Origin of the sequence: Streptomyces albidicamelliae, from assembly GCF_025642175.1 — a bacterium.
In the GTDB taxonomy this organism is placed as follows: Bacteria; Actinomycetota; Actinomycetes; order Streptomycetales; family Streptomycetaceae; genus Streptomyces; species Streptomyces albidocamelliae.
Genome location: NZ_CP106795.1, coordinates 2,729,292 through 2,755,579, shown reverse-complemented (window position 1 = coordinate 2,755,579; position 26,288 = coordinate 2,729,292). Strand labels below are relative to the sequence as shown.

The 26,288-nt window shown below is 73.1% G+C and carries 28 protein-coding genes, 1 other RNA gene and 2 pseudogenes; 16 read left to right on the top strand and 15 right to left on the bottom strand.

Annotation, left to right across the window (positions count from 1 at the left end; genetic code table 11):
* Positions 1–85 precede the first annotated feature (85 nt).
* The gene (gene yaaA / locus N8I86_RS12780; RefSeq protein ID WP_073893416.1) at positions 86–868 is read right to left on the bottom strand and encodes a peroxide stress protein YaaA; all 783 of its coding nucleotides are present in this window, start codon (positions 866–868) and stop codon (positions 86–88) included.
* Positions 869–942: 74 nt separating this feature from the next.
* Between yaaA and N8I86_RS12775 the strand changes: the two genes are divergently transcribed.
* The 6 genes and pseudogenes from N8I86_RS12775 to rnpB all read left to right on the top strand — a co-directional run bounded on the left by N8I86_RS12775 (position 943) and on the right by rnpB (position 5,859).
* Positions 943–2,376 (top strand): RNB domain-containing ribonuclease, encoded by a 1,434-nt coding sequence (locus N8I86_RS12775; protein ID WP_263277800.1) that lies wholly within the window; start codon positions 943–945, stop codon positions 2,374–2,376.
* A 116-nt stretch (positions 2,377–2,492) separates the two neighbouring features.
* Entirely contained in the window at positions 2,493–2,909 is a 417-nt protein-coding gene (locus tag N8I86_RS12770; RefSeq protein WP_185091397.1) for a DUF4260 family protein, read from the top strand.
* Between the two features lie 115 nt (positions 2,910–3,024).
* Complete coding sequence (locus N8I86_RS12765) at positions 3,025–3,576, top strand: TetR/AcrR family transcriptional regulator (protein ID WP_073893408.1); 552 nt, start codon at positions 3,025–3,027, stop codon at positions 3,574–3,576.
* Between the two features lie 138 nt (positions 3,577–3,714).
* The gene (locus N8I86_RS12760; protein ID WP_263277799.1) at positions 3,715–4,536 is read left to right on the top strand and encodes an AraC family transcriptional regulator; all 822 of its coding nucleotides are present in this window, start codon (positions 3,715–3,717) and stop codon (positions 4,534–4,536) included.
* A 22-nt stretch (positions 4,537–4,558) separates the two neighbouring features.
* A pseudogene (locus N8I86_RS39340) lies at positions 4,559–5,338 on the top strand (DMT family transporter); the annotation flags it as partial.
* 118 nt (positions 5,339–5,456) lie between these two features.
* Positions 5,457–5,859: RNase P RNA component class A (rnpB, locus tag N8I86_RS12745), an RNA gene on the top strand.
* 4 nt (positions 5,860–5,863) lie between these two features.
* Here rnpB and N8I86_RS12740 read toward each other — a convergent pair.
* The 4 genes from N8I86_RS12740 to N8I86_RS12725 all read right to left on the bottom strand — a co-directional run bounded on the left by N8I86_RS12740 (position 5,864) and on the right by N8I86_RS12725 (position 7,614).
* Positions 5,864–6,103: a hypothetical protein gene (locus N8I86_RS12740; RefSeq protein ID WP_073893402.1), complete on the bottom strand. Its 240-nt coding sequence runs from the start codon at positions 6,101–6,103 to the stop codon at positions 5,864–5,866.
* A 33-nt stretch (positions 6,104–6,136) separates the two neighbouring features.
* Positions 6,137–6,463, bottom strand: coding sequence for a hypothetical protein (locus tag N8I86_RS12735; RefSeq protein ID WP_263277797.1), 327 nt, complete (start codon positions 6,461–6,463; stop codon positions 6,137–6,139).
* 161 nt (positions 6,464–6,624) lie between these two features.
* Positions 6,625–6,972 (bottom strand): MazG-like family protein, encoded by a 348-nt coding sequence (locus tag N8I86_RS12730; protein ID WP_073893399.1) that lies wholly within the window; start codon positions 6,970–6,972, stop codon positions 6,625–6,627.
* Between the two features lie 87 nt (positions 6,973–7,059).
* Complete coding sequence (locus tag N8I86_RS12725; RefSeq protein ID WP_073894122.1) at positions 7,060–7,614, bottom strand: DoxX family protein; 555 nt, start codon at positions 7,612–7,614, stop codon at positions 7,060–7,062.
* A gap of 147 nt (positions 7,615–7,761) precedes the next feature.
* Between N8I86_RS12725 and N8I86_RS12720 the strand changes: the two genes are divergently transcribed.
* Together N8I86_RS12720 and N8I86_RS12715 are read left to right on the top strand one after the other, a co-directional pair.
* A complete protein-coding gene (locus N8I86_RS12720) occupies positions 7,762–8,088 on the top strand; it encodes a hypothetical protein (protein ID WP_073893396.1) in 327 nt (108 codons plus the stop codon).
* Between the two features lie 171 nt (positions 8,089–8,259).
* The gene (locus N8I86_RS12715; RefSeq protein WP_404830804.1) at positions 8,260–9,684 is read left to right on the top strand and encodes a D-alanyl-D-alanine carboxypeptidase family protein; all 1,425 of its coding nucleotides are present in this window, start codon (positions 8,260–8,262) and stop codon (positions 9,682–9,684) included.
* Positions 9,685–9,690: 6 nt separating this feature from the next.
* Here the strand turns inward: N8I86_RS12715 and N8I86_RS12710 are convergent, their stop codons facing one another.
* Positions 9,691–10,449: an SDR family oxidoreductase gene (locus N8I86_RS12710; RefSeq protein ID WP_123438067.1), complete on the bottom strand. Its 759-nt coding sequence runs from the start codon at positions 10,447–10,449 to the stop codon at positions 9,691–9,693.
* Positions 10,450–10,609: 160 nt separating this feature from the next.
* Positions 10,610–11,626 (bottom strand): Gfo/Idh/MocA family protein, encoded by a 1,017-nt coding sequence (locus tag N8I86_RS12705; protein WP_198960407.1) that lies wholly within the window; start codon positions 11,624–11,626, stop codon positions 10,610–10,612.
* 93 nt (positions 11,627–11,719) lie between these two features.
* Here N8I86_RS12705 and N8I86_RS12700 point away from each other — a divergent pair, with 93 nt between their 5' ends.
* The 5 genes from N8I86_RS12700 (at position 11,720) to N8I86_RS12680 (ending at position 16,760) form a co-directional block, all read left to right on the top strand.
* Entirely contained in the window at positions 11,720–13,024 is a 1,305-nt protein-coding gene (locus N8I86_RS12700; RefSeq protein ID WP_123438068.1) for a multidrug effflux MFS transporter, read from the top strand.
* Positions 12,949–14,175: a serine hydrolase domain-containing protein gene (locus N8I86_RS12695; protein WP_404830873.1), complete on the top strand. Its 1,227-nt coding sequence runs from the start codon at positions 12,949–12,951 to the stop codon at positions 14,173–14,175. The genes N8I86_RS12700 and N8I86_RS12695 overlap by 76 nt, the downstream gene beginning before the upstream one ends.
* Before the next feature lie 85 nt (positions 14,176–14,260).
* Complete coding sequence (locus tag N8I86_RS12690) at positions 14,261–15,238, top strand: small ribosomal subunit Rsm22 family protein (RefSeq protein WP_263277795.1); 978 nt, start codon at positions 14,261–14,263, stop codon at positions 15,236–15,238.
* 31 nt (positions 15,239–15,269) lie between these two features.
* Positions 15,270–15,884, top strand: coding sequence for a TetR/AcrR family transcriptional regulator (locus N8I86_RS12685; RefSeq protein WP_263277794.1), 615 nt, complete (start codon positions 15,270–15,272; stop codon positions 15,882–15,884).
* Between the two features lie 138 nt (positions 15,885–16,022).
* Positions 16,023–16,760, top strand: coding sequence for a bifunctional DNA primase/polymerase (locus N8I86_RS12680; RefSeq protein ID WP_123438071.1), 738 nt, complete (start codon positions 16,023–16,025; stop codon positions 16,758–16,760).
* A 15-nt stretch (positions 16,761–16,775) separates the two neighbouring features.
* Here the strand turns inward: N8I86_RS12680 and N8I86_RS12675 are convergent, their stop codons facing one another.
* From N8I86_RS12675 to efeO, 4 genes and pseudogenes are all read right to left on the bottom strand, one after another.
* Entirely contained in the window at positions 16,776–17,768 is a 993-nt protein-coding gene (locus tag N8I86_RS12675; RefSeq protein ID WP_263277793.1) for an SCO2278 family lipoprotein, read from the bottom strand.
* The gene (efeU, locus tag N8I86_RS12670) at positions 17,728–18,600 is read right to left on the bottom strand and encodes an iron uptake transporter permease EfeU (RefSeq protein ID WP_073893381.1); all 873 of its coding nucleotides are present in this window, start codon (positions 18,598–18,600) and stop codon (positions 17,728–17,730) included. Before efeU ends, N8I86_RS12675 begins: the two co-directional genes overlap by 41 nt.
* Positions 18,601–18,603: 3 nt before the next feature.
* A pseudogene (gene efeB, locus N8I86_RS12665) lies at positions 18,604–19,852 on the bottom strand (iron uptake transporter deferrochelatase/peroxidase subunit).
* 22 nt (positions 19,853–19,874) lie between these two features.
* Positions 19,875–21,011 (bottom strand): iron uptake system protein EfeO, encoded by a 1,137-nt coding sequence (gene efeO / locus N8I86_RS12660; protein ID WP_263277792.1) that lies wholly within the window; start codon positions 21,009–21,011, stop codon positions 19,875–19,877.
* A gap of 230 nt (positions 21,012–21,241) precedes the next feature.
* On the opposite strand from efeO, the gene N8I86_RS12655 reads away from it, so the two are divergent.
* On the top strand, positions 21,242–21,886 hold the full coding sequence (locus tag N8I86_RS12655) for a PhzF family phenazine biosynthesis protein (RefSeq protein ID WP_263277791.1): 645 nt from the start codon (positions 21,242–21,244) through the stop codon (positions 21,884–21,886).
* Between the two features lie 116 nt (positions 21,887–22,002).
* Positions 22,003–22,200, top strand: coding sequence for a hypothetical protein (locus N8I86_RS12650; RefSeq protein WP_073893369.1), 198 nt, complete (start codon positions 22,003–22,005; stop codon positions 22,198–22,200).
* A 71-nt stretch (positions 22,201–22,271) separates the two neighbouring features.
* On the opposite strand, the gene N8I86_RS12645 is transcribed toward N8I86_RS12650, so the two are convergent.
* Positions 22,272–22,919 (bottom strand): biliverdin-producing heme oxygenase, encoded by a 648-nt coding sequence (locus N8I86_RS12645; RefSeq protein WP_073893366.1) that lies wholly within the window; start codon positions 22,917–22,919, stop codon positions 22,272–22,274.
* Between the two features lie 165 nt (positions 22,920–23,084).
* Positions 23,085–23,942: a type I methionyl aminopeptidase gene (map, locus tag N8I86_RS12640; protein WP_073893363.1), complete on the bottom strand. Its 858-nt coding sequence runs from the start codon at positions 23,940–23,942 to the stop codon at positions 23,085–23,087.
* A gap of 58 nt (positions 23,943–24,000) precedes the next feature.
* Between map and N8I86_RS12635 the strand changes: the two genes are divergently transcribed.
* A complete protein-coding gene (locus N8I86_RS12635) occupies positions 24,001–24,234 on the top strand; it encodes a hypothetical protein (protein WP_073893360.1) in 234 nt (77 codons plus the stop codon).
* Between the two features lie 66 nt (positions 24,235–24,300).
* Here the strand turns inward: N8I86_RS12635 and N8I86_RS12630 are convergent, their stop codons facing one another.
* Positions 24,301–25,569: an MFS transporter gene (locus N8I86_RS12630; RefSeq protein WP_073893358.1), complete on the bottom strand. Its 1,269-nt coding sequence runs from the start codon at positions 25,567–25,569 to the stop codon at positions 24,301–24,303.
* Positions 25,570–25,637: 68 nt separating this feature from the next.
* Positions 25,638–26,234: a hypothetical protein gene (locus tag N8I86_RS12625; RefSeq protein WP_073893356.1), complete on the bottom strand. Its 597-nt coding sequence runs from the start codon at positions 26,232–26,234 to the stop codon at positions 25,638–25,640.
* Positions 26,235–26,288 lie beyond the last annotated feature (54 nt).

Below are 26,288 nucleotides of genomic sequence, written 5' to 3'. Positions count from 1 at the left end.
GCCCAGAGGCTGCACTGCTCGCAATGAGCGTTGCGCATGATGCAACGCCCGTGCGGAACACCGGCGCCTCGGCGGGGCGGTCGGCTCAGTGGATCTCCTCCACCAGCACGTCCAGGGACCACGCCTTGCCCGCCTTCCCCGGTGCCTCCGCCTCCACGACGTACCCGAGCCCCCGCAGCGTCTCCACCAGCTCGGCGGGGTCCCGGGGCGCGGCCCCGGCCGTCAGCAGACTCCGTACCATCCGCCCCTTGGTCGCCTTGTTGAAGTGGCTGACCACCTTCCGGGTCGGCGCGTGCAGCACCCGTACCGTCGCCGTCCGCCCCGCCACCTCGCCCTTGGGCCGCCAGGCCGCCGCGTAGGCCGAGGACCGCAGGTCCAGCACCAGTCCGTCGCCCGCCGCCCCGGGCAGCACCTCGGCCATCGGCGCCCGCCAGTGCCCGGCCAGCGCGCCGAGCCCGGGCAGCTTCACCCCCATCGAGCAGCGGTAGGAGGGGATGCGGTCCGTCACCCGCACCGCGCCCCACAGACCCGAGAAGACCAGCAGCGAGTCCGCCGCGCGCCGCCGCGCCGCCGTGTCCAGCGTGGCGAGGCCCAGGGCGTCGTAGAGGACGCCGGTGTAGACCTCTCCGGCAGGTCGGGCGCCGGCCGTCGGCAGCCCGGCGTTCTTCGCGACCTCGCCGCGCAGGCCCTCGCTCAGCCCGAGCACCTCGCGCGCCTTCTCCTCGTCCCCCGAGCAGAGCTCGACCAGCTCCGTGAACACGGCCTCCCGCGCGGCCGACAGCCCCGGCAGGGACAGCGACCCGATCTCCAGCGGGGCGCCCCCGCCCGCACTCGCCTTGCCTTCAGAGGGCGGCAGCAGGACCAGCAACACGAACTCCTCACGTAGACCTCCGCGACAGCGTACGGCGTGCCGGGGGCCCCACCCCGACCTACGCTCGCTGTATGCCCCGCCGCAGGATCCGCGTGACCGGCGCCCCCGAGGCACCCCTCCGGGCAGCCCTCGCCGCGCTGCGCGCCGGACTCGGCGTCCCCGGGGACTTCCCGCCGGAGGTCCTGGCGGAGGCCGAACGCGCGGCCAAGGCGCCCACGCCGCCGCCGTACGACGCCACGGACATCCCCTTCTTCACCCTCGACCCGCCCGCCTCCACCGACCTCGACCAGGCCACCCACCTCTCCCGGCGGGGCAACGGCCACCGGGTGCGGTACGCCATCGCCGACGTCGCCGCCTTCGTCGCGCCCGGCGGTGCCCTGGACGCGGAGGCGCACCGGCGGGTGAACACCCTCTACTTCCCGGACGAGAAGGTCCCCCTGCACCCCGTCGTGCTCAGCGAGGGCGCCGCCAGCCTGCTGCCGGACCGGACCCGCCCGGCCGTGCTGTGGACGATCGACCTGGACGGCGAGGGCCGCACCCTCGCCGTCGACGTACGCCGGGCCCTCGTGCGCAGCCGCGCCAAGCTCGACTACGCGGGCGTGCAGCGGGCGATCGACTCCGGGACGGCCGAGGAGCCCGTCGCGCTGCTCCGGGAGGTCGGCACGGCGCGGGAGCGGCTGGAGGTGGAACGCGGAGGGATCTCCCTCAACGTGCCCGAGCAGGAGATCACCGAGCACGACCACACCTACGAGCTCGGCTACCGCGCCCCGCTGCCCGCCGACGGCTGGAACGCCCAGCTCTCCCTGCTCACCGGCATGGCGGCCGCCGAGCTGATGCTCGCCCACGGTACCGGCATCCTGCGCACCCTGCCCGCCGCACCCGACGGCGCGGTGGCCCGCCTGCGCCGCACCGCGACCGCCCTGCACATCGACTGGCCGCACCACGTCTCGTACGCGGCCCTGATCCGCACCCTCGACCCGCACGAGCCGCGCCACGCGGCCTTCCTCCAGGAGTGCACGACGCTCCTGCGCGGCGCCCGCTACACCCCCTTCCGCGACGGCGTTCTGCCCGCGATCACCACGCACTCCGCCGTCGCCGCCCCCTACGCCCACTGCACCGCCCCGCTGCGCCGCCTCGTCGACCGCCACGCCTCCGAGATCTGCCTCGCCGCGGTGGCCGGGCAGGAGCCGCCGGACTGGGTGCGGGCCGTCCTCGACGCCCTGCCCCGCCGGATGGCCGAGGGTGCGCAGCTCGCCGGCACGGTCGAGCGGGAGTGCGTCGACATCGTCGAGGCGGCCCTGCTGAAGGACCGGGTCGGGGACGTCTTCGACGGCTGCGTGGTGGACGTCGAGGAGCACCGGCCGACCGTGGGGACGGTCCAGCTGGAGTCCCCGGCGGTCGTCGGCCGCATCGAGGGCGAGCGCCTTCCCCTCGGCGAACGCCTGCGCGTGCGCCTGACCCGGGCCGACCCCCGCACGTCGAAGATCCTCTTCGCCCCGGCCTGAACGCCCCGTCGCGGCACGAGTCCCGCCACCCCTTGACGGCTAACGCTGTTAGCCGTACCGTCGTGGCTAACGGCGTTAGCCAGTCGGGAGGGCGCCGTACGACCTGGGAGGCAGCCATGGCGGCAACGGTCACCACCACCGCACCCCGTTCCACCCGCACCGTCCTGCGCCGCGCCGCGTGGCTGGCCGGCGCGCTGTTCTGGTCGGCGTTCGCCGTGCTGGAGGGCGTGAACCACGGCTGGCTCGCCGGCGGCCTCGCCCTGCTCTTCCTCGTGGCGCCGGACCTGACGTTCCTTGTCGGCCTGGGCGACGCCCCCCGCATGGCCAGGGGGCAGCTGCCGCCGCGCGCGGTGCCGTACTACAACGCGATGCACCGCGCCCTGGTCCCGTTCGCGCTGATGGTCGCCTACACGGTCCTGCCGATCGACTGGCCGCCCGCCTTCGCGGCCCTGTGCGGCTGGATCGCCCACATCTCGTACGATCGCGCCTTCGGCTACGGACTGCGCACCGAGGCGGGCTTCCAGCGTGGCTGAGCGAGGACCGGGACCGGCTTCGGCGGTGGCCGGCCGAGAAACCGGGCGAGAGACGAGGAGGGCTGCCGGCGTGGCCGAGCAAGAATCCGGGCGAGAGCCTAGAAGGGTTTCCGGCGTGGCCGAGTGGACGACGGCCGACGGGGCGACGGCCCCGCGGCTCACCCCGAGGGCGCGGGAGATCGCGTCGGCCGCCCGCGAACTCCTGGAGGAGTCCGGGCCCGACCGGCTCACCATGCGCACCCTCGCCGACCGCCTCGGCATCAAGGCGCCGTCCCTCTACAAGCACTTCCCCGACAAGCACGCCGTCGAGGTGGAACTCACCGCGCAACTCCTCACCGAGACCGCCGAGGCGCTGGAGGCCGTCGAGGCCCGCGCCCCCGGCTCCCTCGACGCGCTCGCCGACGCCTACCGCGACCACGCCCTCGCCCACCCCCACCTGTACCGGCTCGCCACCGAACGCCCGCTGCCCCGCGCCGAACTCCCCGCGGGCCTGGAGGACCGGGCCGCGCTCCCCCTGCTCCGCGCCTGCGGCGGTGACATCGACCTGGCCCGGGCCACCTGGGCGTTCGCCCACGGGATGGTGATCCTGGAGATCCACGGCCGGTTTCCCGACGGCGCCGACCTGGACGCGGCATGGAAACGGGGCCTGAAGGCGTTGCACCCCTAGGGCCTGTCGTTTGGATCAGGCCGGCCTGGCCCACGGTGCCTTGTCTGCCGACCCGAGCGGGGCGTGCCACGCCCCGCGACGCGGGCCTGATCCAAACGACAGGCACCTAGGGCCCGGCACGAGGCGAGGGGGAGTCCGATGGCGGAACAGGCGCTGTGGACGCGGGCGCGGCTGGGCCGCTGCGGCCCGCCGCTCGACCTCCTGACCGCGAGCTTCCGGAGCCACGTCTACGCCCCGCACGCCCACGAGGAGTACACCGTCGGCGTCTGCGTAGGCGGCTCCGAGGTGATCGACTACCGGGGCGGCCACATCCGCACCGGCCCCGGCACCATCGTCGTGCTCGACCCCGGCGAGATGCACACCGGCGGCCCCGGCAACAGCACCGACGGCTACGCCTACCGCGCGCTCTACGCCGAGCCGTCGCTGCTGGCCGACGGCACCCTGTGCGGCCTGCCGTACTTCCGTGAACCGCTTCTCGACGACCCCGAACTCGCCGCCGCGCTCCGCCTGGCCCACACCGAGCTCAGTGCCTGCCCCGACCCGCTGGAAGCCGAGTCCCGCCTGCCCTGGCTGCTGACCGCGCTGGCCCGCCGGCACTCGACGGCACGGCCCGTCTCCGGCCTGATCCCCGGCGCGAGCGCGATCGCCCACACCGTCCGCGACCGCCTCGCCGACGAACTCACCGCGCCGCCCACGCTGGCCTCCCTCGCCACCGACCTGGGCCTGTCCCGCTACCAGCTCCTGCGGGCCTTCCGCACGACGATGGGGATACCGCCGTACGCCTGGCTCGCGCAGCACCGGGTGAGCCGGGCCCGCGCGCTGCTCGCCGCCGGGCTGCGCCCCGCGGAGGTGGCGCCGCTCGTGGGCTTCGCCGACCAGGCCCATCTGACGCGCTGGTTCCGCCGCGTGCTCGGAGTGACCCCCGCGGCCTACCGCAACAGCGTTCAAGACACCCGCTGAGGCGGCGGCCGAGACTCGGCGCATGACTGCACGCGGCTGGTTCCTCTTCTCCCTGATGGGAGTGGTGTGGGGCATCCCCTATCTGATGATCAAGGTGGCGGTGGGCGAGGTCTCCCCGCCGGTGGTGGTGTTCACGCGCTGCGCGCTGGGCGCCGCGCTCCTGCTCCCGTTCGCCCTGCGCCAGGGCGGTCTGCGGGAATCCGTACGCGCCCACTGGCGTCCCATGCTCGCCTTCGCGGGTCTGGAGATCGTCGTGCCCTGGTTCACCCTCACCGACGCCGAACGGCACCTGTCCAGCTCGACGGCCGGCCTGCTGATCGCGGGGGTGCCGATCGTGGGCGTGATCGCCGCCCGGGTGCTGGGCGACACCGAGCACCTGGGGGCGCGCCGCGTCACCGGACTCGCTCTCGGTCTCGCCGGTGTGACGGTCCTGACCCTGCCGCATCTGACCGGCGGCGACGCCCGCTCGCTGGCCGAGGTCCTGCTGACGGTCGTCGGGTACGCGACGGCGCCGCTGATCGCCGCCCGCCGGCTCAGGGACGTCCCCTCCCTGCACCTGACCGCGGCCTGCCTGTCCCTGGCGGCCCTCGTCTACGCCCCCGTGGCCGTGGTCACCCGTCCCGCCTCCGTCCCGTCCGGGCAGGCACTGGCCGCGCTGGCCGGGCTGGGCGTGGTCTGCACGGCGGTGGCCTTCGTGGCCTTCCTGGAGCTGATCAGGGAGGTGGGCCCGACGCGGTCGACGGTCATCACGTACGTCAACCCGGCAGTGGCGGTGGCGGCCGGTGCCCTGTTCCTGAGGGAGTCGCTGACGCCGACGGTCCTCGCGGCCTTCGCCCTGATCCTGACGGGCTCGGTCCTGGCGACGGCCGCCGCCGGTCCGCGGCGGGCCGGGCGCCCGGTACCATGGTCGACACGGCAGACGAGCCGGGCGGACGGCCGCGTGGAGTCCCCCTAGGGGGCTTCCCGAGGAACGTCCGGGCTCCACAGGGCAGGGTGGTGGCCAACGGCCACCCGGGGTGACCCGCGGGACAGTGCCACAGAAAGCAGACCGCCGGGGACCTCGGTCCTCGGTAAGGGTGAAACGGTGGTGTAAGAGACCACCAGTGCCTAGGGTGACCTGGGCAGCTAGGTAAACCCCACCCGGAGCAAGGTCAAGAGGAGACACCTCGGTGTCTCTGCGCGGACGTTCGAGGGCTGCCCGCCCGAGTCCGCGGGTAGACCGCACGAGGCCGACGGCAACGTCGGTCCTAGATGGATGGCCGTCGCCCCGGGCCCCGCGAGGGACCCGAGGAACAGAACCCGGCGTACAGCCCGACTCGTCTGCCGCCTACGGCGCCCTGCGTCGTGCCAGCCTGTTCACCCACCCCTGAGCTGCCCACCGGGCGACCGCGCCGACGAGGACGGCCACGAGTACGGCCCCCCAGTCGACGACATGCGGAAGCCCGGGCCAGAAGCCGAAGAACCCGAGCACGACCCCGGCCCCGAACAGAAACGCGACGATCCCGACCCACCGCCGCCGCACCTCCCACACCTGGTCCAGATCCTCGGTCTGCTGCTGGTCGGTCATGACGGACTCACTTCGTGATGTGGTGGCACTGGCTCACGCGGCGCACTCCGTTGACGAAGAGATGCGCGCACGCCTTGCCATAACGACGCAGCTTCTGTGGAGAGTTGCTCCGCATCGGGTCGATCTTGCACTCGCTGTGCGGTACGTGCGGTTGTCGGTGTCGGCGTAGGTGAAGTCGATGCGCCAGTTGCAGAAGCCGCTGCTGAGGGCCGCGACGAAGGCGCAGTCGACGCCGGCGTTCTGGTAGGTGATGTTCCTGCCGCTGCCGCGGATGATGTGCGTGAACATGCAGCCCGTCGGGATCTTCATCAGTGCTCCCGCTGCCGCCAGCGTCGTGGTGAGGCGCGTGAGGTGATGCATGGCCAAGGTGGTCCCTCCCGGTGGTCTCCTGCCGAGCACCTGGGACAACCGGGGGAGGGGGCGGGCGGTTGCCGGTCCGGGCTGGATCGGCCCCTATTGAGTGATCAAGAAACGATCCTCTGACCTGCAGAAACGATCAGGGGGAGCGGTGAGAGCGGAGTTCACTCCGTCGGGTGGAGGGGGCGGGTGTGGACTCTTTTCAGGTGGGTTTGGAAGACCTGTTCCGCTTCCGGGGTCAGGGTGCGCAGGGCCACCAGGGCCGTGATCGCCACGTCGCAGAGTTCGGACCGGACGTCGTCCCAGGTGTGGGTGGTCCCCTTGCGCGGGTTCTGGCCCGTCGCGCCGATCACCGCCTCCGCGACCTCGCCGACCTCCTCCGACAGTTTGAGGATGCGCAACAGAACGCCTTCCTCACCGGCATGCACGCGCGTCGCCTCCAGACGCGACCAGAGCGCGTCGATCGTCGGCCAGAGGGGAGCGGGGGGAGTGGAGTCACGGTCGTCCGTCATGCCCGGCAGCCTGCCATGCCGTCGGACCCGCCCATGGTCCTTCGGGCCGCTTCTCGCCGTCCGGCCTCGGGGGAGTGGCCGTACCCCCTACTCCTCGAACTCCTCGAACAGCGCTTCCTGTTCGCCCGTCTTCAGGGCACGGAGGCGCTTCGTGCGGGCGCCCACCACCACCGCCGTCGCCGCGGCCGTGACGCCCAGGGCGGCCGGGACCATCCAGCCGCGGTCGAAGACGTGGCCGAGGGCGTGGTCGAGGGAGAGCCGGCCGGGACCCGTGATCGCCAGGCCGGCCGCCGCGAGGCCCAGGGTCGCCGCGTACTCGTAGCCGCCCTCCTGGGCGAAGAAGCCGTTGGGCATGTGGACCGCCGCCGCACCCGCCATCGCGCCGGCCGCCGCCGCGCCCGCCGCCGGTGTGGCCAGGCCCAGGGCCAGCAGCGCACCGCCGCCGGTCTCCGCGAGGCCCGCCGCCGTGGCGCTCGCCCTGCCCGGCGCGTAGCCGACGGACTCCATGAACTGGCCCGTGCCCTCCAGCCCGTGTCCGCCGAACCAGCCGAACAGCTTCTGCGCGCCGTGCGCGGCCAGCACACCGCCGGTGCCGAGCCGGAGGAGGAGCAGGCCGAGGTCACGCCGGTCGAAACAGCTCACGGTGACTCCCATGCAGAGACGTGCGGACGGATACGGACGGGTGCCGCGTATCCACCGTGGCAGGTCCGGCACCCGTCGGCCCGCCCTGGGCGGCGTTCGGGTGGCGTTCCGGTGGCGGGGCCGGGGGAGCGATGTGAGCCTGGCGCCATGACGATTCAGCCAGCCAAGCTCAGCGACCCGGCCGTCCGGGCCTTCGTCAACGCCGTCAACGCCCAGGACCGCGACGTCTTCATGTCCCTGCTCGCCCCCGACGCGACCATGGCCGACGACGGCTCCGACCGTGACCTCGCCGACTGGATCGACCGGGAGATCTTCACCTCCCACGGGCACATGGAGGTCGACAACGAGTCCGGCGGCGGCCGCATCCTCCTCGCCCGCTACCGCAACGACACCTGGGGCGAGATGCGCACCAAGTGGACGTTCACGGTCGAGGACGACGGCCGGATCTCCCGCTTCGAGACCGGGCAGGCGTGACGCGACAGCGCCCCGCGCCCTGACGCCACCCGGGAACGGCGAGCCTTGGAGGGCTTGCCTGAGGGACGGGGAAACCCGGCTAACTCATGGGATTTTCATAACGCGGCAAATTCCGAGCCGTACCGGCCCCGGGGCGCGAAGCCCCTGCTCGACGCGGTGTACGGTCCCGGGGTGCGTGAAAGTTCCCGGCTCAGTCGACGTGCCGTCCTCGGACTGACGGCCGCCGCCCTTCCCCTGTCCACGGCCACCGAGGCCGCCGCGACGACGGTCGTCGGCGGCGACCGTCTGGCCCGCGCCGGTGTCCAGGTGCGCGGTGCGTCCGGACTGCCCAAGAAGCTCACCGCCCGCTCCTGGATGATCGCCGACTGCGCGAGCGGGGAGATCCTCGCCTCGTTCAACGCGCACCGGCGCCTCGCGCCCGCGTCCACGCTGAAGATGCTGTTCGCCGACACCGTGCTGAAGAAGTTCGACCGCAACGGGCGGTACAAGGTCACGGACGCCGACCTGGCCGACATCCCGGCCGGTTCCAGCCTCGTCGGCATCAAGCCCGGCATCACCTACACCGTCGAGCAGTTGTGGCAGGGCGTGTTCCTGCGCTCCGGCAACGACGCCGTGCACGTGCTCTCCCACATGAACGGCGGCGTCGCCAAGACGGTCGCCGAGATGCAGGCCAGGGCCGAGGACCTGCAGGCCCTGGACACCCATGTGGTCAGCCCCGACGGCTTCGACCACAAGGGCCAGCTCTCCTCGGCCTACGACCTCACCCTGTTCGCCCGCCACGGCCTGAAGGACGACGACTTCCGCGCGTACTGCGGCACGCGGACGGCCGATTTCCCGGCGGGCGGCAAGAAGACCTTCCAGATCCAGAACACCGACCGCCTGCTGACGGGGGCGTGGGGCCTGAAGACGTACGACGGCCTCATCGGCGTCAAGAACGGCTACACCAGCCACGCCGGCAACACCTTCACCGGTGCGGCCACGCGCGGCGGCCGCACACTGCTGGTCACGGTCATGCACCCGGACGCGGGCGGCAACGGCGTGTACGAGCAGACGGCCGCGCTGCTCGACTGGGGCTTCGGCCGCGGGCGTTCGGCGCAGGCCGTCGGCACGCTGGTCGATCCGCTGAGCGAGGGCGGCGCGAGCGCGAGCCCGGCGCCCCGGCACAGGACGGTCCGGGCGGCGGCCGGGGCGCCCGGTTCGGCGTCCGGCAAGGACTCGCCCTGCACCTCGCCGAGGGCGCGGCCGGGACGTTCGCGCTGCTGGGGGCCGGCGTCTGGGCCCTGCGCCGACGCCGCCGGGCGGCCGGGGCGGCCGGGGCGGTCGCGCCGGCTTCGGAACCGGCGCCCGAGAACGCGGAGGGCGGGGGCAGGCACCGCCGGTGATGTTCGCGGCGGCCGTTCCACCGGCCGGTGTGTACCTCGCTGTCCCTTGCGAGGTCCACCCCCAACTCCGGCCCGGTGGAACGACCGCCGCCTTCCCCCCTCGGTGTGGCCACGGAATGCTCGTGCTCCAAGTGTGAAGCTCTTGTGGAGGAAAGTTGAGCATATGTGGTCGACCGGCCGCAATACCGCGGATGTTGAAACTCCGTTTGTGTAAGTGGGCTCAGCCCCGCCCGATGTAGGGCATCGCCGTCGCCAGAACCGTCGCGAACTGCACGTTCGCCTCCAGCGGCAGCTCCGCCATGTGCCGCACGGTGCGCGCCACGTCGGCCACGTCCATCACGGGTTCGGGTGTCGTCTCCCCGTTCGCCTGGAGCGCGCCGGTCCGCATCCGGGCCGTCATGTCGGTGGCCGCGTTGCCGATGTCGATCTGGCCGACCGCGATGCCGTACGGCCGCCCGTCCAGCGACAGCGACTTGGTCAGACCGGTCAGCGCGTGCTTGGTCGCGGTGTAGGCGACCGAGTGGGGGCGCGGCGCGTGGGCGGAGACGGAGCCGTTGTTGATGATCCGGCCGCCCTGCGGGGCCTGCTCCTTCATCCGCCGGTACGCCGCCTGCGCGCACAGGAACGCGCCGTTGAGGTTGGTGTCCACGACGTGCCGCCAGGCCTCGTAAGGCAGTTCCTCGACCGGGACCCCGCCCGGCCCGAAGGTCCCCGCGTTGTTGAACAGCAGGTCCACCCGCCCGAACCGCTCCACGGTCGCCGTGAACAGCGCCTCCACGTCCTCGGGCCGGGACACGTCCGTGCGCACGGCGAGCGAGGCGCCGCCGGGCGCCGACGCGGCCGTCTCCGCCAGCGGCTCGGCGCGCCGGCCGGCCAGGGCCACCGACCAGCCGGCGCGCAGCAGTTCCACGGCGACGGCCCGCCCGATGCCCGAACCGGCGCCGGTCACCACCGCGATCTTCGATTGCCTGTCAGTCATGGCACCGCAGCGTAGGCGCCGAGTCCGCCATGCGGAATCAGGCGTCCGCCATACGGATGGACCAAGAGGGACTCGCCGAGCTCACCGAGCTCACCGAGCCCACCGAGCCCACCGAGCTCGCAGAGCCCACCGAGAGCCCACCGACCTTCCAGCATCCCGCTCACGGCCGGACGGCGGCCATCGCCTCCCCCGGGTAGCGCACCCCGATCCGCTCCCGCACCGCGTCCAGCGTCCGCAGCACGGCCAGCGTGCCCTCCAGCGGCACCAGCGGGGACTCCTTCTCGCCCGCCCGCAGCGCCCGCATGACCTCGCTCGCCTCGTGCCGCAGGCTGGTGCGCGGCCCGTCGGCCGGATCGGCGGTGAACTCCTCCGGTTCCCGGCCGTCCCGGTGCAGTACGAACCGGTCGGGGTGGAAGAAACCGGACGGCACGTCGATCCGGCCCCGGGAACCGGTCACCGACGCCGTGACCCCCGTACCGCCGGTGATCGAGCAGTGCAGCGTGGCCAGCGCGCCGCTCTCCCAGGACAGCAGCGCACCGGTCTGCAGGTCGACGCCCTCCGCCGACAGCACCGCGCTCGCCGTCACCGCGTCCGGCTCGCCCAGCAGCAACTGCGCGAACGACACCGGATACACGCCGAGATCCAGCAGCGCCCCGCCCCCGAGCGCCAGGTCCCGCAGCCGGTGGGCCGGAGGGAAGGGCCCCGCCAGCCCGAAGTCCGCCTGCACGGTGCGCACCTCGCCGATCGCCCCGTCGTCCACCAGCGCCTTCAGCCGCCGCACCAGCGGATGGCAGTACATCCACATCGCCTCCATCAGAAAGCGGTCGTGCTCCCGCGCCAGCGCGGCCAGTTCCTCCGCCTCGCGCAGGTTCAGCGTGAACGGCTTCTCGCACAGCACGTTCCGCCCGGCCTCCAGGCAGAGCCCGGCCGCCGCCCGGTGCGCCACGTGCGGGGTGGCGACGTACACCACGTCGACGTCCCCGTCCGCGGCCAGGGACGCCCAGTCGCCGTACGCCCGGTCGACCCCGAACCGGTCGGCGAACGCCTCCGCCGACTCCCGGCTGCGCGAGGCCACCGCCACGATCTCCGCGTCCGGCAGGTCCACCAGGTCCGCCGCGAACGCCGCCGCGATCCCGCCCGTCGCCAGGATCCCCCAGCGCACGCTCCGCTCCACCATGGCCCCGCCCTCACTCATGTGTGCCTCGTCAGTGTGTGCGAGCTGAGAGCATAGGTGCCGGTCGTTCCGGACACCTCGGAGAGGGAGGGGCAGATGCCCGAGCACACGGCGGCACCCACGCCGGAGACGGAGCACCCGCCCACCCCCGCGTCCCGGGCCGCCGCCACCCGCCGCACCGGCCTGCTCGTCACCCTGGTCCTCGGCGGACTCACCGCGACACCCCCGCTCGCGATGGACATGTACCTCCCGGCGCTGCCGGAGGTCACCCGCTCCCTGCACGCGCCCGCCGCCACCGTCCAGCTCACCCTCACCGCCTGCCTGGCCGGCATGGCGCTCGGGCAGCTCGTCGTCGGCCCGATGAGCGACCGCTGGGGCCGCCGCCGCCCCCTGCTCACCGGCCTCGTCGTCTACGTCCTCGCCACCGCGCTGTGCGCCCTCGCCCCGAACGTCGAGGCGCTGGTCGCGTTCCGGCTGGCCCAGGGCCTCGCCGGCGCGGCCGGCATCGTCATAGCACGGGCCGTCGTACGCGATCTCCACGACGGCGCCGCCATGGCGCGCTTCTTCTCCACCCTGATGCTGATCTCCGGGGCCGCGCCGATCGTGGCCCCGCTGATCGGCGGCCAGATCCTGCGGGTGACGGACTGGCGGGGCGTGTTCGTCGTCCTCACCGTGGTCGGCGTCCTGCTCGCGGTGCTGGTCCGGCTGCGGCTGCCGGAGACGCTGCCGCCCGGCGAACGCCACAGCGGGGGAGTGGGGGAGGCCCTGCGCGCCATGCGCACCCTGCTCGCCGACCTGCCCTTCACCGGCTACATGCTCGCCGGCGGCTTCGCCTTCGCCGCCCTGTTCGCCTACATAAGCGCCTCCCCGTTCGTGATCCAGGAGATCTACGGCGCCTCCCCGCAGACCTTCAGCCTGCTGTTCGGCCTCAACTCGGTCGGCCTGGTGATCGCCGGGCAGATCAACGGCAAGGTGCTGGTCGGCCGGGTCAGCCTGGACAAGGTGCTCGCCGTCGGCCTCACGGTGATCGTGCTGGCCGCGACCGCCCTGCTGCTGATGTCCGCCGGCGTCTTCGGGCGGGCCGGCCTGGTCCCCGTGGCCACCGCGCTCTTCGTCCTCATGTCCGCGATGGGCATCACCCTGCCCAACGCCCAGTCCCTCGCCCTGCTGCGCACCCGGCACGCCGCCGGCTCCGCCTCCGCGCTGCTCGGCACCTCCTCCTTCCTCGTCGGCGCGGTCGCCTCCCCGCTCGTCGGCGTCGCCGGTGAGCACACCGCCGTACCCATGGCGGTGGTCCAGCTCTCGGGAGCACTGGTCGCGGCGGCCTGCTTCGTGGGAATGTGCCGTCCCTGGGGCACGCGTGGGAACACACGTGCGGGGTCGGAGGGAGACGAGAACTGAGCGCACCGAGACTGCGCGCCGGCACAGCGGAACGGGCCGGGCTCGATCCCGTGGAACTCGGGCACCTGGTCGGCGAGGCGCACGCCCTCACCGCCGGCGCGCGCCCCTGGGCGGCCGGCGCCGTCGTGCTGGCCGGGCGCGGCCCCGTGATCGCCGTGGCGGAGGCCGCGGGCTGGGCGGTCCGCTACTCCGCCTACGACCCCGAGACCGACACCGGCGTCGAACTGCCGACCGCCGCCCGGGTCCCCGTCACCGTCGGCACGCCCTTCGACCTGGCCTCCGTCACCAAGCTCTTCACGTCCGTCGCCGCCGTGCAGCAGATCGAGCGCGGCACGCTCGGCATGGACGCCCGGGTCGGCGACTACCTGCCCGACTTCCGGGCCGCCGCCGTCCACGGCATCACCGTCCGGCAGCTGCTCACCCACACCTCCGGGCTGTGTCCCGAACTCCCGCTGTACGACGGCGCGGACGACGGGGCCAGGCTGGACATGCTGCGCGCGGAGGCGCCGTCCGCCGAACCCGGCACCTACCTCTACTCCGACCTGAACATGCTCCTGCTCCAGTTCGTCCTGGAGCGCATCACCGGCCGCGCCCTGGACGTGCTGATCCAGGACGGCATCACCCGGCCCCTCGGCATGACCGCCACCACCTTCGGGCCCTGCCCGGGCGCGGCGGCCACCGAGGACCAGCGCACCCCGTGGGCCAAGGCCGACCGGGGCATGCTGCGGGGTGTCGTCCACGACGAGAACGCCTGGGCGCTCGGCGGGGTCGCCGGGCACGCCGGGCTGTTCTCCACCGCCGGCGACCTGGCCGTGTTCTGCCGGGCCCTGCTCGCGGGCGGCTCCTACGGCCCCGCCCGCATCCTCGGCCCCGACTTCGTGGAGCTGCTCCTCACCCCGCCGGGGCTGGGCTTCGCCGTGGACCAGCCGTGGTTCATGGGCGAGCTCGCGGGCCGGGGCGCGGCCGGCCACACCGGCTTCACCGGAACCTCGCTGGTCCTCGACCCGGAGACCGACACGTTCCTGGTGCTGCTGGCCAACACCGTCCACCCCAGACGCCGGCCCGCGGACAGCGGGCCGCGGGCGGCGCTGGCCACCCGGTTGGCGAGGGCGGTGATCGCCAAGCCGCCGTGCGGCGCGACCGGCCCGTGAACCCGGTGCCCCGTGCGTCCGCAGCGGGGCGTGCGGAAGTCCGGGGCCGGGGAACGCGGCCCCGGGCAGGACCTAGAATCGCCGGGTGAACGACCCCCTCCGCACCGCACTGGCCGAGCTGCTGGACGGCCTGCCGTCCAAGGAGGTGGCCGCCGCCGTGGACCGGCTGATCGCCAACTACCGCGGCGACACCCCCACCGACGCGCCGATCCTGCGCGACCGCGCCGACGTGGCCGCGTACGCCGCCTACCGGATGCCCGCCACCTTCGAGGCGGTGCGCTCGGCGCTGGCCGCGTTCGCGGACGCGGTGCCCGGCGCGGCGCCCGGAAGCCACCTCGACGTCGGCGGCGGCACCGGCGCCGCCACCTGGGCCGTCACCGCCACCTGGCCCGGCGGGCGCGACGTCACCGTGCTGGACTGGGCCGAGCCCGCGCTCGCCCTCGGCCGGCAGATCGCCGCCGCCAACCCGGCCCTTCGGAACGCCCGCTGGCAGCGCGCCCGCATCGGCGCCGGCCTCACCCTGGACCCCGCCGACCTGGTCACCGTGTCCTACGTCCTCAACGAGCTGTCCGCCGCCGACCGCACCGCACTCGTCGACGCCGCCGCCGGCGCCGCGCAGTCCGTCGTGATCGTCGAGGCGGGCACCCCCGCCGGGTACGCCCGCGTGATCGAGGCCCGCGACCGGCTGATCGAGGCCGGGTTCCGGATCGCCGCACCCTGCCCGCACAGCGCGGCCTGCCCGATCGAGCCCGGCCGGGACTGGTGCCACTTCTCCGCCCGGGTCGGCCGTTCCTCCCTGCACCGCCAGGTCAAGGGCGGCTCGCTGGCCTACGAGGACGAGAAGTTCTCCTACGTCGCCGCGACCCGGCTGCCCGCCGAACCGGCCCCCGCCCGGGTGGTCAGGCGCCCGCAGATCCGCAAGGGCCAGGTGCTGCTCGACCTGTGCGAGGCCGAGGAACAGCTGCGCCGGGCCACGGTCACCAAACGCCACGGAGACCTGTACAAGGCCGCCCGGGACGCCGAGTGGGGCGACGCCTGGCCGCCCGCCGGTTCCGCGTCGTAGACCCTCCCGGCTCCTTGTTACTTTCGACCCCATGGTCAAGAAGCCCGCCCCCGACGCCACCCGCCGCAGCGAGAAGTCCCGCCGGGCGATCTACGCCGCCGCCCTCGCCCTGGTCGGCGAGGTCGGCTACCCCAGGACCACCGTCGAGGGCATCGCCGCCCGGGCCGGCGTCGGCAAACAGACCATCTACCGCTGGTGGGCCTCCAAGGCGGACGTGCTGCTGGAGGCGTTCCTGGACCTCGGGGAGCAGGCGGCGCAGGCGGCGGGCCAGGACACCGACGCCGTCCCGGACACCGGTGACCTCGCCGCCGACCTCAAGGCGGTGCTGCGGGCCACGGTGGACGAGCTCCTCGACCCCCGCTTCGAGACCCCGGCGCGTGCGCTGGCCGCCGAGGGGCTCGTCAACGACCAGCTCGGCCGCGAGTACGTGGCCCGGCTCCTCGAACCCCAGCTCCAGCTGTACGTCGCCCGGCTGCGCTCCGCCCGGGACGTGGGCCAGGTACGGGCCGACGTCGATCCGCGGATCGCCCTGGAGCTGTTCGTCTCGCCCCTCGCGCAGCGCTGGCTGCAGCGCACCGGGCCCATCACCCACGCCTACACGGACACCCTGGTCGAGTACGCCCTGCACGGCATCGCACCGCGCTGACCCCCGCACGGCCCCTGTGAGGCACGTCTCGCCCGCATCCCCCTTATCCGCCCACCCACCCCCCGAAGCACCCAAAGGTGGGACCATGAGGCATGCTGTCCGCACACCAGCGAGGCGACGACGAGACCGAGGGGATAGATGAGCGCGACGTTCGGCGGCCGGCCCGGCCGGCAGGGCAGACTCTCCCAGTGGCTGCTCGGCCGGCGCCCGAAGGAGGACGCCACCGGCGACGGCGGCCGTGAGCCCCTGCTGCTCGCCGCCGCGGCGGCGGGACTGCCCCTGGCGCCCGCCGCGCACCCCGCACCCGGCTACCGCTGCTCCTGCGACCGCGTGGGCTGCCCCACCCCGGCCCGGCACCCGGTGTCGTTCGCCTGGCAGACCCAGTCCACGACCGACCGCGGCCAGATCGAGCGCTGGGCCCGGCACCAGCCGCAGGCCAACTTCATCACCGCCACCGGCATGGTGCACGACGTCCTGGACGTCCCCCTGGAGGCCGGCCGCGAGGCCCTGGAGCGGCTGCTCGGCGCCGGTGTCGAGGTCGGCCCGGTCGCCGAGAGCGACGACGGCCGCATGCTGTTCTTCACCCACACCCGCGGCACCCCCGAGGACGAGGACGAGTGGTGGCCCTGTGAGCTGGACTGCCACCCGGAGACCATGGACGAGCACCCCGGGCTGCGCTGGCACTGCCGCGGCTCCTACGTCCTCGTACCGCCCGCGCGGCTGCCCGGTGACGACCGGGAGGTGCGCTGGGTGCGCGGTCCCGAGCACGCGCTGCCCGACCCGCTGAGCCTGCTGGAGGTGCTCACCGACGCCTGCGCCCGGTACGCCGGCGCGACCGCCGACCAGCCGGGCTCGGCCTGGCCGCTGCGCCACTGAGGCACGGCCGGCGGCTCACTCGCCCTCGGCGGCCGTGAGCCCCTGCACCCGTCCCAGCACCCGCACCGGAGCGCTGCCGAGCGGGTCCACGGCGACCTGGTTGGCGATGGACTCCAGCGTCAGGGACTGCTTGACCTCGCCCTTGGTCAGGGCCCGTACGTCCTTGTTGGGGGCCGGCACCGAGGTCCCCGCGGCGGCGGTCTGCTTCTCGTAGTGGTGGGTGCTGAAGAACACCAGCGCCCCGCCGTCCGCGGTGCGCAGCGCGAGCGGCGCGTACTCGCCGTGGGTGAGCGGTTCGTCGATGAACTGCCGTACCAGACCGGGCCTCTTGGCCGCCTTCCGGCGGTCCGCGCGCAGTCCGCTGGTGTTGCGGCCGTCCGCGAAACCCTTCCCGCCGTTCTGCAGGTACGCCGTGTACGACCGGCTCAGCTCCTGCGGCGGGACGGCCGGCCGCGCGGAGTCGGCCGGCACGGCCTCGGCCCAGCCGTCCCCGTCCGTGGCGAACTCCGGCACCGAACCGGGCGCGGCCAGCGTCAGGTACGCCGCCCGCCAGCGCTCGTCGAGGCCGTCCCGGGTGAACACCAGCAGCCAGCGGAAGTCGCCGCCCTTGTTGCCGCGGGCGTCGGCGACGAACCAGCGGGGCCAGCCGGCCTTCCGCGGGATCGTGAACTTCGCGTCGGTCAGCTTCAGCGGCGTGTGGTTCGCGTTGCCCGAAGGGCTGTTGGCGTGGCCCGCCTTCAGCCGCGCGGCGTCGATGTCGGCCAGCGGGCCGGTGACATAGGGCGCGTCCAGGGAGCTGTCGTAGGCCTTGTCCGCCTTGTTGTAGGCGTCGGTGAAGGCGGCGAGCGCCTTGGCGGCCTCGGCGCGCGTGGCGGCGGGAAGTCTCACCCGCTCCCCGTGGACGACGACACACCCACTCGCCGTCAGCGACAAAGCGGTCAGCGAGGCCGCTATGAGTGCGTTCCGGCTACGCCTGCGAAGCCGTCGACGGCTGCGTTCCCTGGTCATCGGGCTCCTTAACCTTCCCCTTCCCGGAGGCGAACCCTACCGGGGCGAAGAAGATCGCGAGCGTCGGGACCAGGTACAGCAGCCACACCGTGACCTGGACGACCGTCGGGTCGGGCTGGAAGTTGAGGACACCCTTGAGCAGCGTGCCGTACCAGCTGTCCGGCGGGATCGTGCCGCTGATGTCGAAGGCCAGCTTGTTGATGCCCGGGATCCAGCCGGCCTCCTGGAGGTCGTGGAAGCCGTACGCCAGCACGCCCGCGGCGACCACGACCAGCATGGCGCCGGTCCAGGTGAAGAACCTGGCCAGGTTGATCTTCAGGGCGCCCCGGTAGAACAGCCAGCCCAGGAGTACCGCCGTGGCGAGGCCGAGGGCCACGCCGACCAGCGGGCGCGGGGTGCCGTCGGAGGCCGCGTGCACCGACGCCCACACGAACAGGGCGGTCTCCAGGCCCTCCCGGCCGACGGCGAGGAACGCGGTGGCCACCAGCGCGCCCGTGCCCATGGCGAGGGCCGCGTCCAGCTTGCCGTGCAGCTCCGACCTCAGGTGCCGGGCGGTGCGCCGCATCCAGAACACCATCCAGGTCACCAGGCCGACGGCGATGACGGACAGCGAGCCGCCGAGTGCCTCCTGCGCCTGGAACGTCAGTTCCTGCGAGCCGAATTCGAGGGCGCAGCCGAAGCCCATCGCGATGGCGATCGCGATGCCGATGCCGATCCAGATCGGCCGCAGGGCGTCCTTGCGGCCGGTCTTGACCAGATAGGCGATCAGGATGCAGACGACGAGCGAGGCCTCCAGCCCCTCGCGCAGACCGATCAGGTAGTTGGAGAACACGGGCTACGCCTCCTTCGAGAACAGCGTGCGGCCCCACCAGTCGCCGGAGTCCCGGACGCCGGGGGGAACCGCGAAGACCGCCGAACCCACGTGCTGGATGTACTCGTTGAGCGCGTCCTGCGCCGAGAGCCTGCGCTGCAGGGGGATGAAGCCCTTGCGCACGTCGCGCTGGTAGGCGAGGAAGAACAGGCCCGCGTCGAGCCGGCCGAGGCCGTCGGTGCCGTCGGTGAAGGAGTAGCCGCGGCGCAGGATCGTGATCCCGTCGTTGGAGTCGGGGTGGGCGAGCCGCACGTGCGCGTCCGGCTTCATCGCCTTCAGGAACGGCGCGTCGTGCTCCTTGGCCTTGCCGACGGCGGCGCCCTCGCGCTTGTCCCGCCCGAAGACGTCCTCCTGCTCCTGCAGCGAGGTGCGGTCCCAGGTCTCGATGTTCATCCGGATGCGGCGGGCGACCAGGTACGACCCGCCGGTCATCCAGTCCGTGCCGTCGCCGTCGCCGACCCACACGAACTTCTTCAGCCGGTCGGTCTCGGTGCCCGCGATGTTGCGGGTGCCGTCCTTGAAGCCCATCAGGTTGCGCGGGGTCTGCGCGTCCGGGGTGGTCGAGGAGGTCTTGCCGAAGCCCAGCTGCGACCAGCGGACGGCGACCTTGCCGAAGCCGATGCGGGCGAGGTTGCGGATCGCGTGCACGGCGACCTGCGGGTCGTCGGCGCAGGCCTGGACGCACAGGTCGCCGCCGGTACGGGTCCTGTCCAGGTTGTCGCCGGGGAACTGCGGCAGGTCCACCAGGGCCTCGGGGCGCCGGTCGTGCAGGCCGAACTTCTCGAAGAAGGAGGGCCCGAAGCCGATCGTGAGGGTCAGCCGGCTGGGCTTGAGGCCCAGGGCCTCGCCGGTGTCGTCCGGGGGCGCCTCGGCGAGCCCGCCGTAGGCGCCGTCGCCGACCGCCTTGCCCGCGGTCATCCGCCGGGCCGCCGCCGTCCAGTCCTTCAGCAGCTGGACGAAGGCGTCGCGGTCGTCGGTCTTCACGTCGAACACGGCGAAGTGCAGCCGGTCCTGGACGGGGGTGGCGATGCCCGCCTGGTGGGCGCCGTGGAACTCCACCGCGCCGCCGGCCTCGGCCGCCGCAGGGTCCATGTCGTTGCCGGCCTCGGCCATCGCGACCGCGCCGCCGGCCACGGCGGCGCCGAGCGCGAGCCCGGCCGCCCCAGCCGAGCAGTGCCCGGCGCGAAGGGCTGCCGCCCTGGGTCTCCGTCATCGTTTCGCCCTCCCTGGCCCGGTTACTTCACGACCGCCGCGGCGAGCTTGGACAGCGGCTCGGCGAGTGCGTTCACCGAGTCGTGCAGCTCCTTGCGCTGGGCCTCGGTGACCTTGTCGTAGGAGACGAAGTCGTACGAGGTCTTGTCCGAGCGGTACTTGTCCAGCAGGCCGTTCAGCGCCGTGAACTGCTTGTCCAGCTCGCCGGTCAGCGCCGGGTCGTTCTTGGCGACGACGGGCTTCAGCAGCTCGTAGGCCTTCTGCGCGCCCTCGACGTTGCCCTTGAAGTCGACCAGGTCGGTGTGCGAGTAGCGGTCCTCCTCGCCGGTGACCTTGCCGGTGGCGACCTCGTCCAGCAGCTCCTTGGCGCCGTTGGCCATGGAGGTCGGGGTGATCTCGGCCTTGCCGACCCGCTTCCGCCAGTCCTCGAGGTCGGTCACCAGCTGGCCGGCGAGGGTCTTCTCCTCGGCGCCGATCTTCTCGTCCTGCCAGAGGGCCTTCTCCAGCCGGTGCCAGCCGGTCCACTTCTGGCCCTTCTCCAGGCCGTCGGCGCGGGTGTCGGTCTTCGGGTCGATGTCACCGAAGGACTCGGCGACCGGCTCGGTGCGCTCCCAGCCCAGACGCGAGGGGGCGTAGGCCTTCTTGGCGGCGTCCAGGTCGCCGGCCTTGATCGCCTCGGCGAACTTCTCGGCGAGCGGCACCGTGCGGTCGGCCTGGTCCTGGGCGTACTGGCGGTAGCCGGCGACGGCCTGGTCGAGCTTGGGGTCGCGCTTGGCGGTCTTGCCGGAGCCGGTCACGGTCAGCTTCTGCCGGACGCCGTGGCCCTTCATGCCGGGACGGCAGGCGATCTCGTACGAACCGGCCTTCACCTCGGCGGTCAGCGTGTACTTGGTGCCGGGGCCGATGTTCTCCTTCTCGGAGACGATCCGGTCGTCGGGGAAGACGATCTCGACCTCGGTGGCCCTGGACCCCTTGTTCTCTATCTTCAGCGTGACGTGCCCGGCCGGCACGGTCTTGCTGGAGGTCTCGCACGTGGTGTCCGCCGCGGTGACCTGGATGGCGTCGCCGTCCTTGGCGTCGCTCTTGGCGGTGCAGGCCGAGAGGGCGGTCAGAGCGGCCGTGGTGACGGCGGCGGTGACGGTCAGTCGGACGGCTCGCATGCAGGCTCCAAGCGGATCTGATTCGGTGAGGCTGCCCTAACTTACATGAGGCTTACCTCACCACTACCCCTCGGGGTGGTGATTCAGCTCTCACGGAAAAATCACAGACACGGCTTGATCGCGACGGCTCAAAGCCGACGCCACAGGGGGGTAAAGGGACGGTCAAGGGGGTCGTCCGCGCGCCGGGGATCCCCGGGCGCCCGCGCGTGCCGCGATGTTTGAATGCACCGGTGACTGACTACGACGTGCTCCGCGTCTTCTGCGGACCGAACGGCGGCTACGGCAACGAGCTGGGCGTCGTCCGTGACGGCTCGGTACTGCCCGAGCGGGGCGACCGGCAGGAACTGGCCGCCAAGCTCGGCTTCAGCGAGACCGTCTTCGTGGACGACCCGGAGCGCGGGGTGATCGACATCTACACCCCCACGCTGCGCCTGCCCTTCGCCGGTCACCCCTGCGTCGGCACCGCCTGGCTGCTCGACGTGCCCGAACTGGTCACCCCCGCGGGAGTCGTCGGAGTCCGTCTCGACGGCGAGTTCAGCTGGATCGAGGCCCGCGCCGAGTGGGTCCCGCCGCGCACCCTGCGCCAGTACGCGAGCGCCGCCGAGGTCGACGCGCTCGACGTGCCGCCGCCGGGGGAGTGGCTCTACGCCTGGGCCTGGGAGGACGAGGCGGCCGGCCGGGTCCGCGCCCGCGCCTTCCCCGGCCGGGGCGACGGCGTCGACGAGGACGAGGCGACCGGCGCCGCCGCCCTGCTGCTCACCGACCGGCTCGGCCGGGCGCTGAACATCACCCAGGGCAGGGGCTCGCAGATCCTCACCGCCCCCCAGCCGCACGGCTGGACCGAGGTCGGCGGCCGCGTCCACCTGGAGCGCTGACCGGCACCGGCGCCCGGGTGATCGTGCGAGGCTCCGTTCGGGTGGACCCGCGTGTGCGGGCCGTGTCGAACGGGGACCTCTGGGCATGACCACATAGCCTCCCCGAGAGGAGCACCATGCGCATCCGTTCTGTGCTGGCCGCGACCGTCCTCGCCGCCGCCCTTGCCGCCACCGGCGCGACGGCGGCCGGCGCCGCCGGTCTCGACACCCGGGAAGACGACGACGCCGTCTGCAGCCCGTACGCCGGCGAACTCACCTCCGCCACCAACCACATCGCCTGGAGCGGCGCCCACTGCAGCGACTACCTGCGCTGACCCGGCCCCGGCCCCCTTGCGCGCGCCCTTCGCGCCGAGGGGGGCCCGGTCGCTCCCGGCCGGGCGGCGGCTCACGCGGACAGCGTGAACTCCTCGCCCAGCGCCCGGAAGACGGCGGTGTTCAGTGCGAACGCCCGCCTGCACTCGCCCACGACCCGCTGCCGCTCCAGGTCGTCCACCCCTATCGCGTCCAGCAGCTCCCGGTAACCGCGCTTGAACGCCGCCGGGTTGGCGATCTCCTCGAAGACGTAGAAGCGGACGCCGTCGCCCTTCCTGGCGAACCCCCAGGTCTTCTCCGCCCGGTCGCGGATGATCTGACCGCCCGACAGGTCGCCCAGGTAGCGCGTGTAGTGGTGGGCGACGTAACCGCCGGGCCAGCGCTCCGCGCACTCGCGCACCCGGTCCGCGTACGCCCGCGTCGCCGGCAGGGCGCTCAGGCCCGCCCGCCAGCCGGGGCCGCGCAGATGGGCCAGGTCCCGCTCCAGCGCGGGCAGCCGCAGCAGTTCCGGCCGGACGAACGGACCGGCCACCGCGTCGGCCGTCAGGTGCTCGGCCGCGCTCTCCAGCGCCTCGTACACGAACCAGAGCTGCTCGGTGTAGCGGGCGTACGCGTCCACGCCGAGCCGGCCGCCCAGCAGATCGCTCATGAACGCCGAGTTCTCCGCCTCCGCGTGCTGTGCGTGCGACGCGGTGCGGATGAGGGACGAGAAGGAGTCCATGAGCCACATCCTCTAAGGTAAGGCTAACCTAAGTCAATGTCTTTCCCGACCTCGTGTCGGTAACTTTGCCGACAGCGTGTCGGTAAAAGCGTACAAGAGAAGGCCCGCTCCCGGCAGGGAGCGGGCTCCGCCCGGCGCGCGGGCGAGGTCGGGCTACGGGTGAGGTCAGGGGAGGGTCAGGATCTCCGCGCCCGTCTCCGTCACCACCAGCGTGTGCTCGAACTGGGCCGTGCGCCTGCGGTCCTTCGTCACGACCGTCCAGCCGTCGTCCCACATGTCGTACTCGTGGGAGCCGAGGGTGAGCATGGGCTCGATCGTGAACGTCATGCCCGGCTGCATGACCGTCGTGGCGTGCGGGCTGTCGTAATGCGGGATGATCAGCCCCGAGTGGAAGGACGAGTTGATGCCGTGGCCGGTGAAGTCACGGACGACGCCGTAACCGAAGCGCTTGGCGTACGACTCGATGACCCGGCCGATGATGTTGATCTGCCGGCCGGGCTTCACGGCCTTGATCGCCCGGTCGAGGGACTCGCGGGTGCGCTCCACCAGCAGCCGGGACTCGTCGTCGACGTCACCGACGAGATAGGTGGCGTTGTTGTCGCCGTGCACACCGCCGATGTACGCGGTCACGTCCAGATTGACGATGTCACCGTCCCGCAGGACCGTCGAGTCCGGGATGCCGTGGCAGATGACCTCGTTCACCGAGGTGCACAGCGACTTCGGGAAACCGCGGTAGCCGAGCGTGGACGGGTAGGCCCCGTGGTCGCACATGTAGTCGTGGGCGACCTTGTCCAGCTGGTCCGTGGTGACGCCGGGCGCGATGATCCGCGCGGCCTCCTCCATCGCCCGCGCGGCGATGCGTCCCGCGGTCCGCATGGCCTCGACGGTCTCCGGGGTCTGCACCTCCGGCCCGGTGTACGGCGTCGGCGCGGGCTTGCCGACGTACTCGGGCCGGCGGATGTTTCCGGGCACGGAACGGGTGGGGGACAGCTCCCCTGGGACGAGCAGCGACTGGCCAGACATGCCAGCGAGTCTATCCAGCGGACATGGGGGAACATGTCGGTGGCGAGAGGAGCTGTCCATGGCCTTGTTCAAGAAGCGCACCGCCGGCAAGCCGGGCGAGTGGTACTACTGCCTGGAGCACAAGAAGGTCGAGGAGGGCCCGGACTGCCCGGGCAAGGACCGCTTCGGACCGTACTCCAGCCCGGAGGAGGCGCGGCACGCGATGGAGACCGCCGCCGAGCGCAACCTGCAGTGGGAGAACGACCCGCGGTGGCACGACGCCTCCGCCGGGGGGAACGCCGACGAGAACTGATCCCGCGTCGCCGTCCGCCCGGGCCGCCCGTCCTTCCGCCCGTCCGGGGTGGCGGGCGGGCGCCGGTCACACCTCGGTGGCGGCGCGCCGCTCGCGCATCCGTACGGCGTGCGCGTTGGTCCGCGCGTCGTAGGACATGAGGCCGGGCAGGCAGAGCGCCAGCAGGCCCATCACGCCCGCGCAGGCCAGTCCGCCGGACCACACCGACGCCCGCACCCCGGCCCAGGCGGCGAGACCACCCGCCCGCACCTGGCCCAGCTGCGGGCCGACCGAGTACGAGAGCAGTTCGATCCCGGCGAGCCGGCCGCGCAGCTCGTCCGGGATCGTCTGGTTCCACATGGCCGCCCGGAAGACCCCGCTCACCATGTCGAAGCCGCCGCCGACGGTGAGGAGGAGCAGGACGAGCCAGACGCTGCCGCAGATCCCGGCCGCGGCGACCGCCAGCCCCCAGCCGGCCGCCGAGAGCACCACCATGAGCCCGTGCCGGTGCACCCGCGAGGTCCAGCCGCTGGTCAGGCTGACCACCAGGGCCCCGGCCGGCAGGGCCGCGTACATCAGCCCGAGCGCCCACTCGGCGTGCAGCTCGTCGGCGAGGAACGGCAGCACGGCGAGCGGCATGGCCAGGAACATCGCCGCCAGGTCGACGACGTAGGTGCCGAGGAGTTCCTTGCGGCTCCACGCGTACCGGGCGCCCTCCGCGACGGCCCGCAGATTCGGCTTCGCCGCCTCGTGGGACGCCGGGGAGGGGGCGATCCGCAGGACGTACGCCAGCGACACGGCGAACGTCAGCAGATCGGCCGCGTACGCCCAGCCCAGGCCCGCGTAGGCGACGACCACGCCCGCGAGCGCCGGTCCGGCGACCCCGCCGACGGTCCAGCGCAGCGAGTTCAGCGAGGCCGCGGCCGGCATGTCGTCGTGCGCGACGATCCGGGGCCACAGCGAGTCCAGGGCGGGCCGCTGGACGGAGACCAGCGCGGAGGACAGCGCGGCGACCGCGTACAGCGGCCACACCGCGGGCCCCGGCAGCAGGGCGTTGACCAGCAGGACCACGCTGAGCAGACCCTGGCCCGCCTCCGTCCACACGATGAGCCCGCGCTTGTCGAGGGCGTCGGCGAGCGCGCCGCCGTACAGCCCGCACACGACGAGCGGCAGCAGCTCCACGGCGCCGATCGCCCCCACGGCCGCCGCGGACCCCGTCAGCTCCTTCAGCTGGACGGGGAGCGCGACGAAGGTCAGGAAACTGCCGAAATTGCTGATCAACCCGGATTTCCAGAGCCGCCGGAAGTCCGCGGAGGCCTTCCAGGGGGACAGATCGGGGAGGAGAGCTCGGGTCACCGGTGCATGCTCGTGCGGCCGGAACCGCCGGGCAACCGCTTTTCCCGCGCACCGGGGCGCGGGGGACGTCACCAGGGGGCGGGCGGCGGGGCCGTCAGGATCTCCGCCAGCCGCGACAGCCGGTCGCGCAGGCCCCGGCCGGGCCGCGGGGAGCCCGCGTTCTCGCCCGCCGCCGCGCTGACCAGGTGCTGCACGGTGTCCAGGTCCAGTTCCGCGCCCTCCGGCACGGCCAGCGTGTCGTGCGCCATCGCCGCGAGCTCACCGCCGCCCGCGCCCAGCGCCAGCACCTTGACCCCGGCCCGCCGGGCGTCGTGCACCCGCTCCAGCAGCGCGGCCGGCTCCTCCGGTGCCACGACCAGCAGGGTCTCCCCGCGCCGCGCCGCCGCGATCCGGCCAGGACCGACCGCCAGGTGCGCGGGGTCGGAGGGACGTGCGTGATGGCGTACGAGGGTGGGCGCCAGCTCGGGCGTACCCGACCAGGCCGCCTCGTCCACCAGGTGCGCCGCCAGGTGCCAGGGCTCGTGGTCGGGTGTGCCCACCAGCAGCAGCCCGCCGCCGTGCGCGACCACCGATCCGCGCAGCACCCCCGCGAACCGCCGGGTGGCGCCCAGCCACTCGGTTCCGGCCAGCACTTCCCGCAGCAACGCGACCCGTACGGCGTCCATGTGACCGCATACTGCCGCAACCGGACACTTGTGACGCGGAGTTCACCCCGAATT

Coding starts and splice junctions, on each gene's coding strand:
- N8I86_RS12685 (WP_263277794.1), top strand. CDS start 15,270: ATGGTCAAGAAGCCCGCCCCCGACGCCACCCGCCGCAGCGAGAAGTCC.
- N8I86_RS12740 (WP_073893402.1), bottom strand. CDS start 6,103: ATGACCGACCAGCAGCAGACCGAGGATCTGGACCAGGTGTGGGAGGTG.
- N8I86_RS12730 (WP_073893399.1), bottom strand. CDS start 6,972: ATGACGGACGACCGTGACTCCACTCCCCCCGCTCCCCTCTGGCCGACG.
- N8I86_RS12675 (WP_263277793.1), bottom strand. CDS start 17,768: ATGACCAGGGAACGCAGCCGTCGACGGCTTCGCAGGCGTAGCCGGAAC.
- efeO (WP_263277792.1), bottom strand. CDS start 21,011: ATGCGAGCCGTCCGACTGACCGTCACCGCCGCCGTCACCACGGCCGCT.
- N8I86_RS12775 (WP_263277800.1), top strand. CDS start 943: ATGCCCCGCCGCAGGATCCGCGTGACCGGCGCCCCCGAGGCACCCCTC.
- N8I86_RS12680 (WP_123438071.1), top strand. CDS start 16,023: ATGAGCGCGACGTTCGGCGGCCGGCCCGGCCGGCAGGGCAGACTCTCC.
- N8I86_RS12770 (WP_185091397.1), top strand. CDS start 2,493: ATGGCGGCAACGGTCACCACCACCGCACCCCGTTCCACCCGCACCGTC.
- N8I86_RS12635 (WP_073893360.1), top strand. CDS start 24,001: ATGGCCTTGTTCAAGAAGCGCACCGCCGGCAAGCCGGGCGAGTGGTAC.
- N8I86_RS12700 (WP_123438068.1), top strand. CDS start 11,720: ATGCCCGAGCACACGGCGGCACCCACGCCGGAGACGGAGCACCCGCCC.
- N8I86_RS12720 (WP_073893396.1), top strand. CDS start 7,762: ATGACGATTCAGCCAGCCAAGCTCAGCGACCCGGCCGTCCGGGCCTTC.
- N8I86_RS12625 (WP_073893356.1), bottom strand. CDS start 26,234: ATGGACGCCGTACGGGTCGCGTTGCTGCGGGAAGTGCTGGCCGGAACC.
- N8I86_RS12650 (WP_073893369.1), top strand. CDS start 22,003: ATGCGCATCCGTTCTGTGCTGGCCGCGACCGTCCTCGCCGCCGCCCTT.
- N8I86_RS12705 (WP_198960407.1), bottom strand. CDS start 11,626: ATGGTGGAGCGGAGCGTGCGCTGGGGGATCCTGGCGACGGGCGGGATC.
- N8I86_RS12645 (WP_073893366.1), bottom strand. CDS start 22,919: ATGGACTCCTTCTCGTCCCTCATCCGCACCGCGTCGCACGCACAGCAC.
- N8I86_RS12710 (WP_123438067.1), bottom strand. CDS start 10,449: ATGACTGACAGGCAATCGAAGATCGCGGTGGTGACCGGCGCCGGTTCG.
- map (WP_073893363.1), bottom strand. CDS start 23,942: ATGTCTGGCCAGTCGCTGCTCGTCCCAGGGGAGCTGTCCCCCACCCGT.
- N8I86_RS12760 (WP_263277799.1), top strand. CDS start 3,715: ATGGCGGAACAGGCGCTGTGGACGCGGGCGCGGCTGGGCCGCTGCGGC.
- N8I86_RS12735 (WP_263277797.1), bottom strand. CDS start 6,463: ATGCATCACCTCACGCGCCTCACCACGACGCTGGCGGCAGCGGGAGCA.